The organism is Mucilaginibacter sp. P19, from assembly GCF_050632265.1.
GTDB classification, from domain to species: Bacteria; Bacteroidota; Bacteroidia; order Sphingobacteriales; family Sphingobacteriaceae; genus Mucilaginibacter; species Mucilaginibacter gossypii.
The window spans coordinates 631,790-647,221 of record NZ_CP192586.1 but is presented as its reverse complement, the minus strand read 5'-3'; the positions used below and the strand labels follow the sequence as shown (position 1 = coordinate 647,221).

Sequence of the window (15,432 nt, the reverse complement as noted above, 5' to 3'; positions counted from 1 at the left end):
GCAAAAGTATAAAAAGACTTTTTATCTGCAAGCTTTATTTATAATTAGTTTAAATAAGCGCAAGCGTAAAGGCCGCAATTTCCACTTGCAGTCTTTTATCGTAGGAAAAAAATGTATTAGTTAAACACTATAGTACCCGGACCAGATACTTTAGCTATATGGCAATTACATCCACCCGAAATTTTAAACAGCGCGGTTTGAGTGCCACCTGTTTGGATATTGGTTACAGTAAGCTCCACATCATCGCCTTCGGTCGAGAACTCATTTTTATTATTATCTGTAGCGATGGTGTACAAATGCGGGCCTACAGTTGTTGAAGGAGGGCCCGGGTTTCCTTTAGCTATTATGGTTTGTTTGGTACGTAAGTTTACAACCTTTACATCTTTTCCAAATGCCATTTGACCATCCTTATCAACAAAATTCACATATAGCGATGCGAAATTCAGCGTGCAGGCCTGGCTTGGACAGCCGGTTTGCTGATTATGTTTTTTACAGCCCAATAATACTGAAGCTATCATAAAAAGGATGATGTATTTATACATGGTTATAGGTTTAATTACTAACCGTTACGACATCATGATATAAAATGCGACAGCCCCATGTAAATACATGAGGCTGCCGTGCTTAGATTGCATGTATTTTATTCAACAACCCTAACCTTTAAATAACTTGGATTAGCTTTTGAGGTATAAACCTTATGTGTGGCTTTTTTAAAGTCGGTATCTTTAGCTTTCATGATATCCTGAAACTGCTGTGTATTTCTGTCGATAAGCGGGAACCATGTGCTTTGTACCTGAACCATCATACGGTGCCCTTTTTTGAAGGTGTGCAGCACATCCTGCAGTTCAAAATTAACCGGGGTTACTTTACCAGGCACAAAAGACTCTGGCTTATCAAAACCATTACGAAATTTACCCCGCATAGCCTCGCTGCGTATCATTTGCTGATAACCGCTCAGGTATACGTCTTTACCTGCCCATTTGGTGTTTTTGGTAGAATCAGGATAAACATCAATCACTTTAACCACCCAATCGGCATCGGTGCCGGTAGTTGATACTTTAAGATTGGCCCAGATATTACCGGCAATAGTTACATCATTATCTAAAATATCAGTTTCATAAGTAAGCACGTCCGGGCGTTGCGATGCAAAACGCTGATCAGCGGTCATGTATTCGCGTTTCATGTCCATATCAATGCTGTTGATAAACGGCACCGGCTTATTCGGGTCAGATATAAATTCGTCATGGCTATCGGCTACGCCTGTTGGAGCGGTAAATGATAGTTTTCCGCCCGGTAGCAGGTACAGGTTTTTTTCTGCCGATTCTTTCGGAGGCCAGGTATTATAGGTTTTCCACTCGTTAACACCGGTTTCGAAGGTAGATACCGGCTTCAGGTCGAAATCAGCAGTACCCTTTAAATAATGACTAAAAAACGCAAACTCAATTTTTTCGCGATAAAACGGGCCTGTAGAACCGCCGAAGCCAACATCACCTAAATGATCTCCTTCACCACGTGCCCAACCGCCGTGTACCCATGGCCCCATGGCAAAGTAAACCGGGGTTTTAGGATTTTCTTTTACCAGGGTTTTATAGGTATTGATAGCCCCGTATAAATCTTCAGCATCGTACCAGCCACCGGTTACCAGTACCGCTGTTTTTATATCATGCAGATGATAAAGCACATTACGATCCTTCCAATGCTGGTCATAATTAGGGTGATCAAGCATTTCGTTCCATAAACGGATAGTATCCTTATAGTATTTAGTGTTTGAGTTTTTTACCGAACCCATCTTCAGGAAAAAATTATACCCATCCTCTGTGCCGGCATCAAATCTTCCACCGCGGCGCTGGGTTGGTTTATCATCCTGCCTGTTGGTAAAGCCTGGGTAAAAACCAAAGTTGGCAACCAGCATGAACGCGCCATTATGAAAAGCATCATCGCGGTACAAGTCGGCAATTGGCGCCTGCGGCGATGCAGCTACCAGGGCCGGGTGACGGCTTAACAAGGCTGTTGTGGTATAAAAGCCCGGATAGGAAATGCCCCATACCCCAACCTTGCCATTGTTATTGGGGATGTTTTTCAGTAACCAGTCGATAGTATCGTAAGTATCCGTGCCTTCATCAACATCTTTATTGGTTTTATGATTTTCCTTTTCGGGGGTCATTTCTTCGTAAATACCTTCACTCATCCAACGGCCACGTACATCCTGGTAAACAAAGATGTACCCGTCGTGAGCGAATAATGAGGATGGACCAAGGCTGCCTTTATACAGTTCCGTACCATAGGGCGCCACGCTATAAGGGGTCCTGTCCATCATGAAAGGATATTTTTTTGACTGGTCCTTAGGTACATATACCGAGGTAAACAGCTTTTTACCATCCCTCATTGGGATCTGGTATTCATATTTCTGGTAATTGGCTTTAATATAATCAGCATCGGGCGCTTTGGGCTGCGCATACAGGCCTGATGCCGAAAGCAAAAGGCAGAAAATGAAAAGTAAATTTTTCTTCATAAAATTTTTGTCAGTCAATCAAATGTAACCGAATAAAATAAAAAGGGCAACTAACGATATGGCTATTTACAAAAAGCCTCTTTTTTGTTACAGAACAAAGGTTTTTATTATAATTAAAATCAAGCACAATAAGCACCTTTATTAACCATAATAATATTTTTATAAAATAATAATTAAAACCTGTAGGCAATTATACTCGTTTAATGGTCTATTACTTTGAACCAAATAATACCGGAGTGAGGACCTAAGCGCCCGGCAACCTAAAATATTTAAACAGTTTTTTAAGAGATAGTGACTATCCCCTGGCTATGCCATGGGCCGGCTTTACGCAAACCAGTTATGCTAAAACAATTTATCTTTTTATAAACAATTTAACAAACACACCAATTATGAGAACAAACCTTAATCTGCCACTTACAAAAACACTAACCGCCTTATTCGGCGCAGTTGTACTGCTCACATCCGCCTGTAAAAAGGAAAAAGCTGCACTGCCTACCGATACCGGCAACACTCCGTCAAAGTTAAGCACCAACGCCATAGGCGTGGCCGGGCCTAAGGGTGTTTGCTATGTGGAGGTAAATAATAATGATATCCGCAATGTGGGTAACTACACCCTATCAACCGGGGAGCAGCTTTTTGATATTGCTATTATATTTGCGGCCAACATCAACTATGACACCGGCGCGCAAAAAGCAGTGTTGTACTTTAACCCGCAGGTAACCAACGTACTCAACAATAAAGCTACTTACATTCAAAGCCTGCAGGCTAAAGGTATTAAGGTATTGTTATCTATTTTGGGCAATCACCAGGGCGCGGGGATCTCTAATTTTCCTTCTCAGGCTGCCGCAAATGATTTTGCTCAGCAATTAAGCAACGCCGTTACCACTTACGGACTGGATGGTATTGACTTTGACGATGAATATGCCGATTATGGCACCAATGGTACCGGCCAGCCAAATGACAGCTCATTTGTTTACCTCGTTACTGCCCTGCGTAACCTGATGCCTACCAAAATAATTTCATTTTATTTTTATGGCCCGGCAGCGTCACGGCTGAGTTACAATGGAGTAACGGTAGGCTCAAAAGTTAACTATAGCTGGAACGCTATTTATGGCACTTATTCTGTTCCAAACGTTCCGGGACTCACCGCCGCCAACCTTGGCCCGGCCGCTATTGATATTCAAAGCACCAGTTCATCAACCGCTGCGTCGCTGGCAACCCAAACCGTAAATAATAATTATGGTATTTATCTGTATTACAATTTGCCTAATAGCGACGTTCATACTTACCTTTCGAGTGTATCAAACGCGTTATACGGCAAATCTACAGTATATACGGGAACCAGTACTACGGGGGTAACTTTTTACCAGGACATCAATTACGGAGGCACAGTTACCAGCGCCATACCTAAGGGCACTTATACCCTGGCACAACTGCAGGCTTATGGCTTTGTAGATAACTGGGCTTCATCGGTAAAAATCCCAACCGGCTGGACAGTGACCATGTATGCAAACGATAACTCTACGGGCACATCATGGACACGGACATCGAACACATCTAATTTTACCACCCTATCACCAAATGCAAACGACGTGGTGACTTCGGTTAAAATTCAATAAAACAAACGGGGCGGGATATTTTGATGTCCCGCCCGCTCTTATTCATTCTTCATTAAAAAATAATCACCTAAAGCATCACTGCCTTCTTCCATAATTTCCCAACCCAATGCTTGATAAAACTGAAACGCCGCTTCATTTTTAACAAGACACTTTAACCTAAGCGGAGAGGGATAATTTTGAGCAGCCAAAGCCAACAGGGCTTTTCCGATACCTTTTCCTCTGTATGCAACGTGCACATATAAATGATGAACAAAAGCATCAGGAGGCCATACAGCCATAAACCCAACTGTCTCATTATCGCAGGTTGCTACCCATATATCCTCATCGTGCGTATGAGCATCAAAATCATTTAATGTAAACAAATTGCTGTCCATCCAATGAAATGCCTGTATGCGACAAAGCAGGTAGATTTCCCTAAGCTTATCACGATCTGCTTTATTAATTGGATGGATAAGTACGTTAGTTGATTTCAATGCAGTTACGATACGATTCATTAATCGTTTGACTTTGCGGTTGCAAACAGTTCCTTTAAATTATCATTTTCGAAAACAATCGAAGCAAAATTATATATTGTTTTTCCGCAATTCATCTGCCGCGTAATTTGCCGCCCTTGCAGTTAGGGCCATGAAAGTTAAAGATGGGTTTTGAGTACCGGTAGATGTCATACAAGCACCATCGGTTACAAATACATTGGGGCATGCATGCAATTGGTTCCATTTATTTAGCAATGAGTTTTTAGGATCGGTTCCCATCCTCACTCCTCCCACCTCGTGGATATCTAAACCAGGCGCCTGCTTGCTATCGTTAGGGACGATGTTTTTACATCCCGCCTTATTAAGCATCTCGGCACCCTGCTGCAAAAAATCGTTCAGGGATTTTACATCGTTATCATCATAATCTACAGAAACGGATAATAATGGTATTCCCCATTCATCTGTTCGGTCTTTACTCAGGCTCACCTTGTTTTCGGCCTTGGGGATGGTTTCGCCCTGCATCATCATATATACATTCCAGTTGCCCGGTTCAGAGATATTTTCCTTATAGTTAGCCCCAATCTGATCGCCATCAACAGCATGCCCCCAATTGCTCCTTGTAGCACTATAAAACGTCATATACCCTCTTAAAAAGTCGGTTTCTTGTTTATAAACGTTTCTAAAATTTGGCATCATCACCGCAGCCGGTCTTCGGCCATAGTAATAGGTATCCAGGTAGCCATCAATGGTTGCCGTTAACGATCCGCGATAATTATGAAATGCAATATACCTGCCAAGCAAATCATTATCGTTTCCTAAACCGTTTGGAAACCTGCCTGATTTTGAATTGAGTAAAATAAGGTTAGAGTTTAACGTAGCTGCGTTTACAAAAATAATGCGGGCATAATATTCGGTAACCGATTTATTGTGTGCATCTATTACCCTAACGCCTGTCGCCTTCCCTTTTTGTCTCGTCGTAAATAATTGAATGTACTACGGCATCGGGCCGGAGGGTAAGATTCCCCGTTTTGGCCGCCCACGGCAAGGTTGATGAATTAGAGCTAAAGTACCCCCCAAACGGACAGCCGCGTTCACATAAGCTCCTGGCCTGGCATTGCCCCCGGCCCTGTTGTAAATGAATTGGTTGAGGTTGGGTTAAATGTGCGCACCTGCCGATAACAACATGCCTGTCCTTATAAGCATCCATGATACCTTTTTGAATGTGTTTTTCAACTACATTCATTTCCCATGGCGGTAAAAACTCGCCATCCGGCAGCGTTTCCAATCCATCCTTGTTACCGGCTATGCCAGCAAATAACTCTACATGACTATACCATGGTGCAATATCGTTGTAACTTATAGGCCATGCTGTAGCAAAGCCATCTCTTGCCGGGCCTTCAAAATCAAAACTGCTCCAGCGCTGGGTTTGCCTGGCCCATAACAACGACTTACCTCCCACCTGGTACCCGCGGATCCAATCGAACGGCTTTTCCTGAACATACGGGTGTTCTTTATCTTTAACAAAAAAATGAGTTGTAGCCTCGCTAAATGCGTAACATTTTTCGGCAATCGGATTTTCGCTTTTTATACTATTAGGTAAATGTCCCCGATGGGGGAAATCCCAAGGATTTTTAGTTGCGGTTGGATAATCTTTTAAATGAGTAACATTCCGGCCACGTTCCAGCACCAACGTTTTCAGCCCTTTTTCGCACAGCTCTTTGGCAGCCCATCCGCCGCTGATGCCCGATCCAATCACAATGGCGTCAAACGTGTGTTGAGCCTCTCCTCCGGAATTAATGTTAATCATATTTAATAATTGGCTTAAATGCAAAAATCGATTTGAAGTTAAGATAATTATCAGGGAATAAATTGATCGGCAATGGCTTTAAACAAAAAAGCTCCGTCACCGGGGCTTTTCTTGTTTGTTTTAGTTCTTATTAGTCGTTGATTGCTTTTACACCTGGCAATTCTTTACCTTCCATGTATTCAAGCAAGGCGCCACCACCGGTTGATACGTAGCTTACTTCGTCGGTCATGCCAAATTTGGCTACCGCAGCGGCAGAATCACCACCACCTATAAGCGAGAAGGCACCGTTTTCAGTAGCTTTGGCCACAGCTTCAGCAATGGCTTTGGTTCCGCCTAAAAATTTCTCCATTTCAAAAACCCCCATCGGTCCGTTCCATAAAATGGTTTTTGATTCTTCAACTACCTTGCTAAATAAAGCAACCGTTTCCGGGCCGATATCAAGCCCCATCCAGTTATCTTTTATTTCGCCGGTTTTGGCAACATCCGTGTTAGCATCATTTGAAAATGCATCGGCAATGATGTTATCTAAAGGCAATAACAGGTTTACACCTTTTTCTTTAGCTTTTTGCCTTAGGCTGATTGCCAGATCAAGCTTGTCCATCTCAACCAGTGAGGTACCAATGTTACCACCATCAGCTTTAGCAAATGTATAAGCCATACCACCACCAATAATCAGGTTATCTACTTTTTCCAGCAGTTTTTCGATAAGCTCAATTTTATCCGATACTTTTGAACCGCCCATAATAGCTGTGAAAGGCTTTGGTGCGTTGTTCAGGATTTTTTCGGCGTTGTTTAATTCGGCTGCCATCAGGTAACCAAAATATTTGGCATCAGGAAAAAACTGAGCGATGATAGCAGTTGAAGCATGCGCGCGATGAGCGGTACCAAAAGCATCGTTCACGTATACATCACCTAATTTCGAAAGCTTTTCTGCAAAGGCAACTTCACCTTTTTCCTCTTCTTTATAAAAACGCAGGTTCTCTAATAATAAAACCTCGCCGTTACCAAGCGCTTTTGCTTTTTCAACAGCTTGCTCACCAATGCAATCATCAGCAAACTGAACCTGCTGACCAAGCAGATCAGACAAATGAGATACGATATGTTTTAATGAATATTTTTCTGTAGGACCATCTTTCGGTCTGCCAAGGTGCGACATCAGGATAACTTTGCCGCCATCTTTCAATATTTTTTTATGGTTGGCAAAGCTGCCGTCATGCGGTTATCGTCGGTAATATTGTAATTCTCGTCAAGAGGCACGTTAAAATCAACCCTGATGAGGGCTTTTTTACCTGCAAAACTAATTTGATCTACTGTTTTCATATCTATTAAAGGGTCATTTGTTATGAACGGGCGCAAATTGAGCATTTTAATTCAAAATACTTAACGAAAAACGAAAAAAGCTGTTTCAATCCGCCAAAATTTCATCTTATTTTAACATACATTACATGGTGGGGACCAATGCCCGGAACCTCAAATTCAGGCGAAACTATTTCGAAACCAAGGCCGCTGTAAAAGCGCACCGCTTTTATACGGGCGTTGCACCACAGGTAATCTGCCATTTGACCGCGCAGGTAAACTAGGGCAAAGTTAACTAACTGGTTGCCGAAACCTTGGCCCCGGTATTTCTCGGTTGTTGCCATGCCCCGTAGCCGGTATCCGATACCGCTAAATTCGCCATAGCTTTGCGGGTGAAACGAAGCTATACAGGCCAGTTCATCATCAACAAAATAACCAAGGTGAAAATTCCCTTCATTATTATCTGACGGAAAACGACATTCATCCGGGCTGAGCCTGCCTTCGCGCAGCACTTCATTACGCACATTCAGCAACTCATCAACTTTTATAAACCTGATCATGCTGCAAAATTGGAAAAATTCCCGGAATGGGGAATTTTAATCCCATCAAATTAATAACCACAAGTTAATGTTTCGTTCTGTTACAAGCCAATCCCAACTATCAATTAAATACGTTTTCGTATTACTCACTATTAAACAAATAAGGAGTAAGGCACAGTTGTTGCCAAAAGAGAAGAAAATACTGAATACACAATGAAAAAATATTTTACCTGCATACTTATCGCAACTGCACTTTTAGGCTGTAAAAAAACAGATATTGTTTCTGAAGTAATTAAAGGATCAACCGGAACAAACACGGGCACCAATACAGATATAAGCACCGGCACAACAACAGCTTCAATAAAGCTTGACATTGCCGACCAGGTTGTAAACACGAAAGTGAGTAATGACACGCTTTATTTAAATTATACCGAAACTGCCAATTTGGTATTAAACCCTGATGATTATCAAAAATCATCTGCGGTACATTTTAAAGAAGACTTTTCAAAATCAAACCTCGCTAATTTCAATTTTACCGCCGTCAATAAGGATAATCAAACAGCAACAAATTATCTTGATGATAACCTGAACAACGTTGCCATTAAATCAGCCTCTACATTAACTATCGATGGCAAACAGTACACTAAACTGGTATTGGAACGAGCTATAGTATTTTCAAAGGCATATAAACAGCATGATCTTGCTGTTGAAGCTCAGAATGATATTTTAAAGCAAACAAAAGATGTGATTAGCTTTGCCACATATTATTATACTAACGGCAAAAATTCAGATACCATATCAACAACAGCAACTGTAGTATATAGAAAATAATTGGTACAGCCGGCTTAGGCCGGCTGTTTTTTAAGTTCGGCTATTCGTACTACCAAATCGGCCAGCCGGCTGCTGTATCCCATTTCATTATCATACCAGCCAACAACTTTTACAAGGCCACCCACTATTGATGTTAGTTGGGCGTCAAAAATGCAGCTGTGCGGATTATCCAATATGTCGGTTGATACAATAGGGTCTTCCGTATATTCCAGTACATTTTTCATTGGCCCGTTTGCAGCTTGTTTAAATGCTTCGTTAATTTGAACTATGGTTGGTTGCTTTTTGAGACTGCAGGTAAAATCAGTTAATGAACCGTTAAGTACCGGTACACGAATTCCTGCTCCGCCCAAACGGCCGTCCAAATGAGGGAATATAGCTGTTATTGCTTTAGCAGCACCCGTAGTGGTGGGTATAATAGAAGCCGATGCGGCCCTTGCCCGCCTAAGATCTTTATGAGGTGCATCATGCAGGTTTTGATCGCCGGTCATGGAGTGAACGGTGGTTATGTAACCATCAATGATGCCCCAGTTTTCATCTAATATTTTTACCATAGCGGCAACATTATTAGTTGTACATGATGCGTTTGACAGCACAGGAGATTGCAGGTCAACCTCCCGGTCGTTTACGCCAAGCACTACAGTTGGTACATTTTTATCGGTTGATGGTGCAGATATGATAACCTGCCGTGCCCCGGCGGTTAAATGCGCCTCAGCACCGCCCCTGGAAGTGAATTTACCTGTAGATTCTACTACGACATCAATATCCAGAGCCTTCCAGGGCAGGTTAAAAGGATCGCGTTCGGCAAATACCCGTATACGCTTACCGTTAATAACTAGACTGTTATCATCAAAACTCACCGTACCCTTAAACCCCCGATGAACAGAGTCATACTTAAATAAATGCGCGAGGGTTTGCGTGTCGGTAAGATCATTTATAGCTACCACCTCTATATCGGGATGCAATAAAATATTCCTTAAAAATACGCGACCAATCCGTCCAAACCCGTTTATAGCTATCTTCATGGTGTGCTGATAAATAAAGCATCAAAGTTAATGAAGATGAATGGTTAATTTGTTTATTTACGGTATTACTACTTGCAGGTTACAATTGGTTATTAGTCGCTAAAATTCCGGACTACCAGGGCTTCGCCTTTTTTTGAACGGATAAAATAAGTGATCATCCCGTTAAAAGATATCGACAATAAAAATATAAAGGCAATAAGCCAGGAGTTATTTAAATTATTAAACACCAGTACCATTACTATCGAAACAAGGTTCAGGCATCCTAAAACAAAAGTAGTTTGCAGATGCGTTAAACCCATTTTTAACATACGGTGGTGGATATGGTTGCGGTCTGCATCGAAAGGGGATTTTTTGTTTAAGATCCGGATAGTAAAAACCCTGAGCGTATCAAAAACAGGACCTATAAGTACCGCTACAATTAAAGCCGGAGCAGTATATATAAAAGGCAATTTAACAGTCGAAACCTTGCTCAATTCAATAAATCGAATGGCCATTACTGCAGATACCAGGCCAATAAGGAGGGCACCGGTATCGCCCATAAATATTTTGGCGGGGGTTATGTTAAAACGCAAAAAACCAGCCACCGCTCCAACTATAGCAAGCGAAATTGCCGCAAGCTCATATTCGTTCATATAAATAAAAAGTGCCGCAAAAGTGCTATTAGCAATAATACCCGTGGTTGCAGCCAGGCCATCTATACCATCAATAAGATTAAAAGAATTGATGATGAGCATAATAACCAGTATTGACAACATTACGCTGGGTATATATGGCAAGGCCGTAATATTAAAAACGCCATACATACTGCTGATCCTGATATCTCCGGGGATAACAAGTATGGCAGCAACCACAAACTGGATCATGAACTTAGTGCTTGAATTAACCCCCGAAAGATCATCCTTTAACCCCATGGCAAACAAAATTATACATGCGGTAAGCAGGTAACTAACGGGCAACGACTTATCGATAAACAGCAAAACTGTAATAGTAAAGCTTACAAAAATAGCAACGCCTCCCAAGCGGGGAATACCATGATCATGCTGTTTTCTGAAATGTCCAACATCGTCATATAAATGGCGGGCACGTGCAACATGTAATATTGAAGGGATACACAATAATGTTATAAGGGTTGAAAATACAACTATTAGCACATTATAAACAAAATGATAAGAGCGTAGAAATTCAAGCATATGCTATAAATATGTTAGTGACCGGCTTATTCATTTATAAGTACTTGTACGAAGTGCAATGCAAAAAGTTAACTAAAAATTAAAGAAATTGAAAAATCTTTCTTACGGGTTTCAGCACAATTGCCAAAACGGGTAAAAACACATTATTTTTACGCATTGCTTTCAAATCAAATGACCACGCCTTAAACCTGTTCATTAAATTGCTGTTGCTTATACCCCCTACCTGCATTTTAACCATAACTTTGTTAAGATAAAAGCTCCTTACCTGCCACTTATGCAGAAACCTCGCCATTAATTCATAATCGCCTGCAGAACCGTATTCAAGGCTGTAAAAACCGTATTTATCAAACAAGATGCGCTTACAGTAAAAGGTAGGATGTGGGGGCATAAAACCACGGTTAAAGGAATTTTTTCCACATTTGTGACTTTTCCATTTACGGGTGATTTTACCTACAGAATTTATATAATCAAGGTTTCCGTAAACGATCCCGGCTGCGCTGTCTGAAAAAGCCTGCGCTACTGCTGATATAACTTCCTGATTAGCAAAAAAATCGTCGGCGTTAAGCGTACCAACTATTTCGCCTGTTGCTAAACGGATCCCCTTATTGACTGCATCATAAATGCCCTGGTCAGGCTCAGATATCAAAACTTTGATGTGCGATTTATATTGGTTAATTATTTGCAGGGAACTATCTGTTGAGCCGCCATCAATTATAATATACTCAATGTTGTTGTAATTCTGGCCGATAACAGATTCGATACATCTTTTAATAGTATCCTGAGCATTGTAAACAACAGTAATAACCGAGATCTTCAACCTTGCAACTTTGGGAAAAACACAACGTATTAATACCCCGAAATTATGTAATTTTGACTTTGAAGCCTAATTATCTTAAATATAACTTGGAACTTTATAGCTGAATATGCGCAACTATACATCTATCTGCCTGATAATTGGGATACTTTTTTTGTTAACCTCCTGCTCAAGCAAACAATATCAATATCTTTTTGACCAAAAGTATAATGTTACTGATACCGCATCAAAAGGAAGCGATGCAGCAGTAGGCCCATACCATATTAAAGCACAGGATATACTGCAGATCAGGAACCTGCAAAGCATAAAGTATATAGTTGACGAGAGCGCCTGCTACCAATGCAGGGGGCAGCGGAGGTGGCGGTACTGCCGGGCAAACGTTTCAGGTTGAAGACGACGGCACTGTTGCGCTGCCTGTTATCGGCCATGTAAAAGTTGCTGGTCTTACCAGGCCGGAAGCAGCAAAACAAATTGAGGAGCTTTACCGTACAAACCTGCTGAAAGACCCCATAATTGAGTTGAAGATCGTTAACCTTAAGGTAACCATACTTGGCGAAATAAAGGGGCAGGGGAACTATACGTTAACAAAAGACAGGACAACTTTGGTTGAAATGATTGGAGAAGCAGGAGGCCTGACAGATAAGGCTAATGAAGCAAATGTAAAAATAATAAGAGGCGATCAAAAAAACCCGCAGGTTACTGAAATTAACCTTCGGGATATCCAATCAATAAATGATCCCCGTGCTATTCTTCAAAGCGGAGATGTTATTTATATAGCACAAAACAAACGTGCCGTTCGCAATGATAAATTGCAAAACCTTTCGGTAATAACGCAGCCGGTTTTACTGCTGCTTAATACCGCCTTGATTATTTTTACGCTTTCTCATCGGTAAATGGAAGAGTTAGAAAAAGTACAAAGAAAGCTGCCCAACCAGGAAATTGACTATTTTAAGATCGGCAAAATACTCCTCAGCCGCTGGTACTGGATATTGGCATCCGTCGTTATTACATCAGCTATTTCATACACTTATTTATGGTATACACCCAAAACATATGCCACCGGGGGAACACTTAAGGTAGAAGAAAAAAATCAGAAATTTCTGACATTATCAGTGTAATGACCACGCCCGAACGCGGCCCGTCAAAAATTCAAAGTATAACTTCGGTATTAACCAGCCGTACCCTCATCCTAACAGCAATAAAAGACCTCGACTATCGTATCAGCTTTTATATCTCGGGCAGGGTACGTACCTCCGAAACCTATCCGCAAAAACCTCTCGGTATTACTCTGGTAAAGTTTGATAGCCTTAATTTTTTCCATAGCCTGATAACTTTTAAGCCGGTCAGTGCTCAAAACTTCAATCTTACCTATAGCATAAACGGTAAGGAGATCCAAAACAACTACAAATACGGCGATATTGTAACCATTGGCAATACCAGTTTCCGAATTAAATACCCGGGGTCAATTCCATCCAAAACAATTTATTTATTTAAGTTCAATATCCCCGAAGATTTTATCGGCCGGGTACAGGGTAATTTATATGCTGGCGAAACAGCAAAAAACTCAAATATAATTGCCATCCAGCAAACAGATTCCAATCCGCAGTTTGCAGCAGATATACTTAATGCGATTATGAACAATTATGTGATTTTTGACCGAAACCAAAAGGCGCAGTCAGCTTCACAAATGATCGATTTTATTGACAGTCAGCTGGATTATCTGTCAACTGAAGTAAAAGGCTCTGAAAACTCGATAGAAAAATACAGGAAAAAATCCAAGATCCTTGACGTTACATCCGCATCAACTACTTCAGTAACCAAGGCAACCGAGCTTGAATCAAACAAATCGTTATTAAAAATACAATTAATAGCGCTCGACCAGCTTAGCAGCGAAATAGCCAAGGAAAAAAACAATGTAACCTTAAACTTTAATGTCGGCAGCGCTAATCTACCGTCGTTAGAAGTTATGGTAAGCCGCCTGGACAACCTGATTACAGAACGGGCAAGTTTATTAACTACCTATAATGCCGATTCGCAGCCTATTCAAAACATTAACCAAAGCATTATCCAAATTAAAACCACCGCTTTAAACAATATAAAACAGATCCGGGCTGGCATCGAAAAAAATATTCAATATGTTGATAATCAACTTGGCCAAGTTAACTCAACTATAGCGGCATTGCCTGCCGCCCAGCGTGATATGGTGAGCCTGCAGCGTGATTTTGATATTAATGATAAGGTATACTCTTTTCTGTCCGAAAAAAACTGGAAGCGCAGATCAGCCGTGCCGGGATTTTGCCTGGTGCAACTATTATTGAGCTGGCTCAACCAAACTATAATCCAGTTTCGCCCAATGAACATAATATCCACCGTACTGCTACTATATTAGGCTTGGCTATAGGCCTGGGGCTTATCATTCTCATCAGGATATTAAACCCCTATATTTATGATAAGGAAACCATTGAAAGTCTAACCAGCATACCTATCCTGGGCGTTATCCGAAAATTCCCGTATGCCCTTGACGAAAGCAGCGAACAAATCCTTGCTATCAGCAAACCCAAATCAATTTTTGCAGAATCGGTCCGTTCTGTACGTACTAATCTTAGTTTCCTTTCGTCAGAAAAAGCAAGCAAAGTTATTTGTATAACCTCGGAAGTAGCCGGCGAAGGCAAATCATTTGTTGCCGTAAATTTGTCAAGCACGCTTTCACTTATTGATAAAAAAGTAATATTAATAGGAGCCGATTTACGTCGTTCAAGGCTACATAAAACTTTTCATGTGGCCAATGATATTGGCTTGACCAATTACCTTGCACACCAAACTGAAATTGACGATATCATTCATCACTCTGAACAGGAAAACCTCGATTTTATAGTGTCGGGGCCCGTACCGCCTAACCCATCAGAGCTACTACACAGCAAAAGGATGAACGCTTTAATTGAAACACTTAAAACAATGTATGATATAGTGATGATTGATACCGCTCCCATCGGACTGGTATCAGATGCTATACCGCTTATCAGGATAAGTGACATCAATGTTTTTGTGATCCGGTCTGGCAAATCAAAATATTATGCCGCAACTGTGCCACAGCGCATAGCGCAGGAATATCACCTCGATAATACCGTGATAATTTTAAATGCATTCGAAGAAGATTTGCTGCATTCAAGATATTACACTACCAAATTTACCGGCGAAAATGCAGGCACACGATATTACTATTATTCAGATTACAGCGGCTACGAAGGTTCGGGCTATTATCTTGATGATGAAAAGAAAAAATGGTGGAATTTAAAACGATGGTTTAAATAAGCTTGTTTATTTAAAAA

General features: G+C 41.1%; 13 protein-coding genes and 2 pseudogenes. 6 read left to right on the top strand and 9 right to left on the bottom strand.

Going from position 1 to position 15,432, the window contains the following annotated elements; all coding sequences use genetic code 11:
* Positions 1-116 precede the first annotated feature (116 nt).
* Together ACQ86K_RS03245 and ACQ86K_RS03240 are read right to left on the bottom strand one after the other, a co-directional pair.
* On the bottom strand, positions 117-542 hold the full coding sequence (locus tag ACQ86K_RS03245) for a hypothetical protein (RefSeq protein WP_091173884.1): 426 nt from the start codon (positions 540-542) through the stop codon (positions 117-119).
* 98 nt (positions 543-640) lie between these two features.
* A complete protein-coding gene (locus ACQ86K_RS03240; protein WP_091173887.1) occupies positions 641-2,512 on the bottom strand; it encodes a CocE/NonD family hydrolase in 1,872 nt (623 codons plus the stop codon).
* A gap of 389 nt (positions 2,513-2,901) precedes the next feature.
* Between ACQ86K_RS03240 and ACQ86K_RS03235 the strand changes: the two genes are divergently transcribed.
* Positions 2,902-4,131, top strand: a complete 1,230-nt coding sequence (locus tag ACQ86K_RS03235; protein WP_091174101.1) for an endo-beta-N-acetylglucosaminidase H — start codon at positions 2,902-2,904, stop codon at positions 4,129-4,131.
* Positions 4,132-4,169: 38 nt separating this feature from the next.
* Here ACQ86K_RS03235 and ACQ86K_RS03230 read toward each other — a convergent pair whose 3' ends face one another.
* The 4 genes and pseudogenes from ACQ86K_RS03230 to ACQ86K_RS03215 all read right to left on the bottom strand — a co-directional run bounded on the left by ACQ86K_RS03230 (position 4,170) and on the right by ACQ86K_RS03215 (position 8,267).
* The gene (locus ACQ86K_RS03230; protein WP_091173891.1) at positions 4,170-4,625 is read right to left on the bottom strand and encodes a GNAT family N-acetyltransferase; all 456 of its coding nucleotides are present in this window, start codon (positions 4,623-4,625) and stop codon (positions 4,170-4,172) included.
* Positions 4,626-4,694: 69 nt separating this feature from the next.
* A pseudogene (locus ACQ86K_RS03225) lies at positions 4,695-6,411 on the bottom strand (GMC oxidoreductase).
* Positions 6,412-6,541: 130 nt separating this feature from the next.
* Positions 6,542-7,731: pseudogene (locus tag ACQ86K_RS03220) on the bottom strand (phosphoglycerate kinase).
* A gap of 101 nt (positions 7,732-7,832) precedes the next feature.
* Positions 7,833-8,267, bottom strand: a complete 435-nt coding sequence (locus tag ACQ86K_RS03215; protein WP_091173897.1) for a GNAT family N-acetyltransferase — start codon at positions 8,265-8,267, stop codon at positions 7,833-7,835.
* Positions 8,268-8,459: 192 nt separating this feature from the next.
* On the opposite strand from ACQ86K_RS03215, the gene ACQ86K_RS03210 reads away from it, so the two are divergent.
* Positions 8,460-9,077, top strand: a complete 618-nt coding sequence (locus ACQ86K_RS03210; RefSeq protein WP_091173901.1) for a hypothetical protein — start codon at positions 8,460-8,462, stop codon at positions 9,075-9,077.
* Between the two features lie 14 nt (positions 9,078-9,091).
* On the opposite strand, the gene gap is transcribed toward ACQ86K_RS03210, so the two are convergent.
* From gap to ACQ86K_RS03195, 3 genes are all read right to left on the bottom strand, one after another.
* Complete coding sequence (gene gap / locus ACQ86K_RS03205; RefSeq protein ID WP_091173903.1) at positions 9,092-10,099, bottom strand: type I glyceraldehyde-3-phosphate dehydrogenase; 1,008 nt, start codon at positions 10,097-10,099, stop codon at positions 9,092-9,094.
* 92 nt (positions 10,100-10,191) lie between these two features.
* On the bottom strand, positions 10,192-11,289 hold the full coding sequence (locus tag ACQ86K_RS03200) for an MraY family glycosyltransferase (protein WP_091173907.1): 1,098 nt from the start codon (positions 11,287-11,289) through the stop codon (positions 10,192-10,194).
* A gap of 79 nt (positions 11,290-11,368) precedes the next feature.
* Positions 11,369-12,106 (bottom strand): glycosyltransferase family 2 protein, encoded by a 738-nt coding sequence (locus ACQ86K_RS03195; RefSeq protein WP_223266186.1) that lies wholly within the window; start codon positions 12,104-12,106, stop codon positions 11,369-11,371.
* A gap of 314 nt (positions 12,107-12,420) precedes the next feature.
* Here ACQ86K_RS03195 and ACQ86K_RS03190 point away from each other — a divergent pair, with 314 nt between their 5' ends.
* Genes ACQ86K_RS03190 through ACQ86K_RS03175 form a run of 4 tightly spaced genes read left to right on the top strand, consistent with a single transcriptional unit; the run spans position 12,421 to position 15,415 of the window.
* A complete protein-coding gene (locus ACQ86K_RS03190; protein ID WP_431199792.1) occupies positions 12,421-12,996 on the top strand; it encodes a polysaccharide biosynthesis/export family protein in 576 nt (191 codons plus the stop codon).
* A complete protein-coding gene (locus tag ACQ86K_RS03185) occupies positions 12,997-13,221 on the top strand; it encodes a Wzz/FepE/Etk N-terminal domain-containing protein (RefSeq protein ID WP_431199791.1) in 225 nt (74 codons plus the stop codon).
* Positions 13,221-14,492, top strand: coding sequence for a GumC family protein (locus ACQ86K_RS03180; protein WP_431199790.1), 1,272 nt, complete (start codon positions 13,221-13,223; stop codon positions 14,490-14,492). Before ACQ86K_RS03185 ends, ACQ86K_RS03180 begins: the two co-directional genes overlap by 1 nt.
* Positions 14,399-15,415: a CpsD/CapB family tyrosine-protein kinase gene (locus ACQ86K_RS03175; RefSeq protein WP_431199789.1), complete on the top strand. Its 1,017-nt coding sequence runs from the start codon at positions 14,399-14,401 to the stop codon at positions 15,413-15,415. The genes ACQ86K_RS03180 and ACQ86K_RS03175 overlap by 94 nt, the downstream gene beginning before the upstream one ends.
* Positions 15,416-15,432 lie beyond the last annotated feature (17 nt).

Excerpts from the sequence above, each read along its gene's own strand:
- ACQ86K_RS03200 (WP_091173907.1), bottom strand. The coding sequence starts at position 11,289 with ATGCTTGAATTTCTACGCTCTTATCATTTTGTTTATAATGTGCTAATA.
- gap (WP_091173903.1), bottom strand. The coding sequence starts at position 10,099 with ATGAAGATAGCTATAAACGGGTTTGGACGGATTGGTCGCGTATTTTTA.
- ACQ86K_RS03210 (WP_091173901.1), top strand. The coding sequence starts at position 8,460 with ATGAAAAAATATTTTACCTGCATACTTATCGCAACTGCACTTTTAGGC.
- ACQ86K_RS03235 (WP_091174101.1), top strand. The coding sequence starts at position 2,902 with ATGAGAACAAACCTTAATCTGCCACTTACAAAAACACTAACCGCCTTA.
- ACQ86K_RS03240 (WP_091173887.1), bottom strand. The coding sequence starts at position 2,512 with ATGAAGAAAAATTTACTTTTCATTTTCTGCCTTTTGCTTTCGGCATCA.
- ACQ86K_RS03180 (WP_431199790.1), top strand. The coding sequence starts at position 13,221 with ATGACCACGCCCGAACGCGGCCCGTCAAAAATTCAAAGTATAACTTCG.
- ACQ86K_RS03185 (WP_431199791.1), top strand. The coding sequence starts at position 12,997 with ATGGAAGAGTTAGAAAAAGTACAAAGAAAGCTGCCCAACCAGGAAATT.
- ACQ86K_RS03230 (WP_091173891.1), bottom strand. The coding sequence starts at position 4,625 with ATGAATCGTATCGTAACTGCATTGAAATCAACTAACGTACTTATCCAT.
- ACQ86K_RS03215 (WP_091173897.1), bottom strand. The coding sequence starts at position 8,267 with ATGATCAGGTTTATAAAAGTTGATGAGTTGCTGAATGTGCGTAATGAA.
- ACQ86K_RS03245 (WP_091173884.1), bottom strand. The coding sequence starts at position 542 with ATGTATAAATACATCATCCTTTTTATGATAGCTTCAGTATTATTGGGC.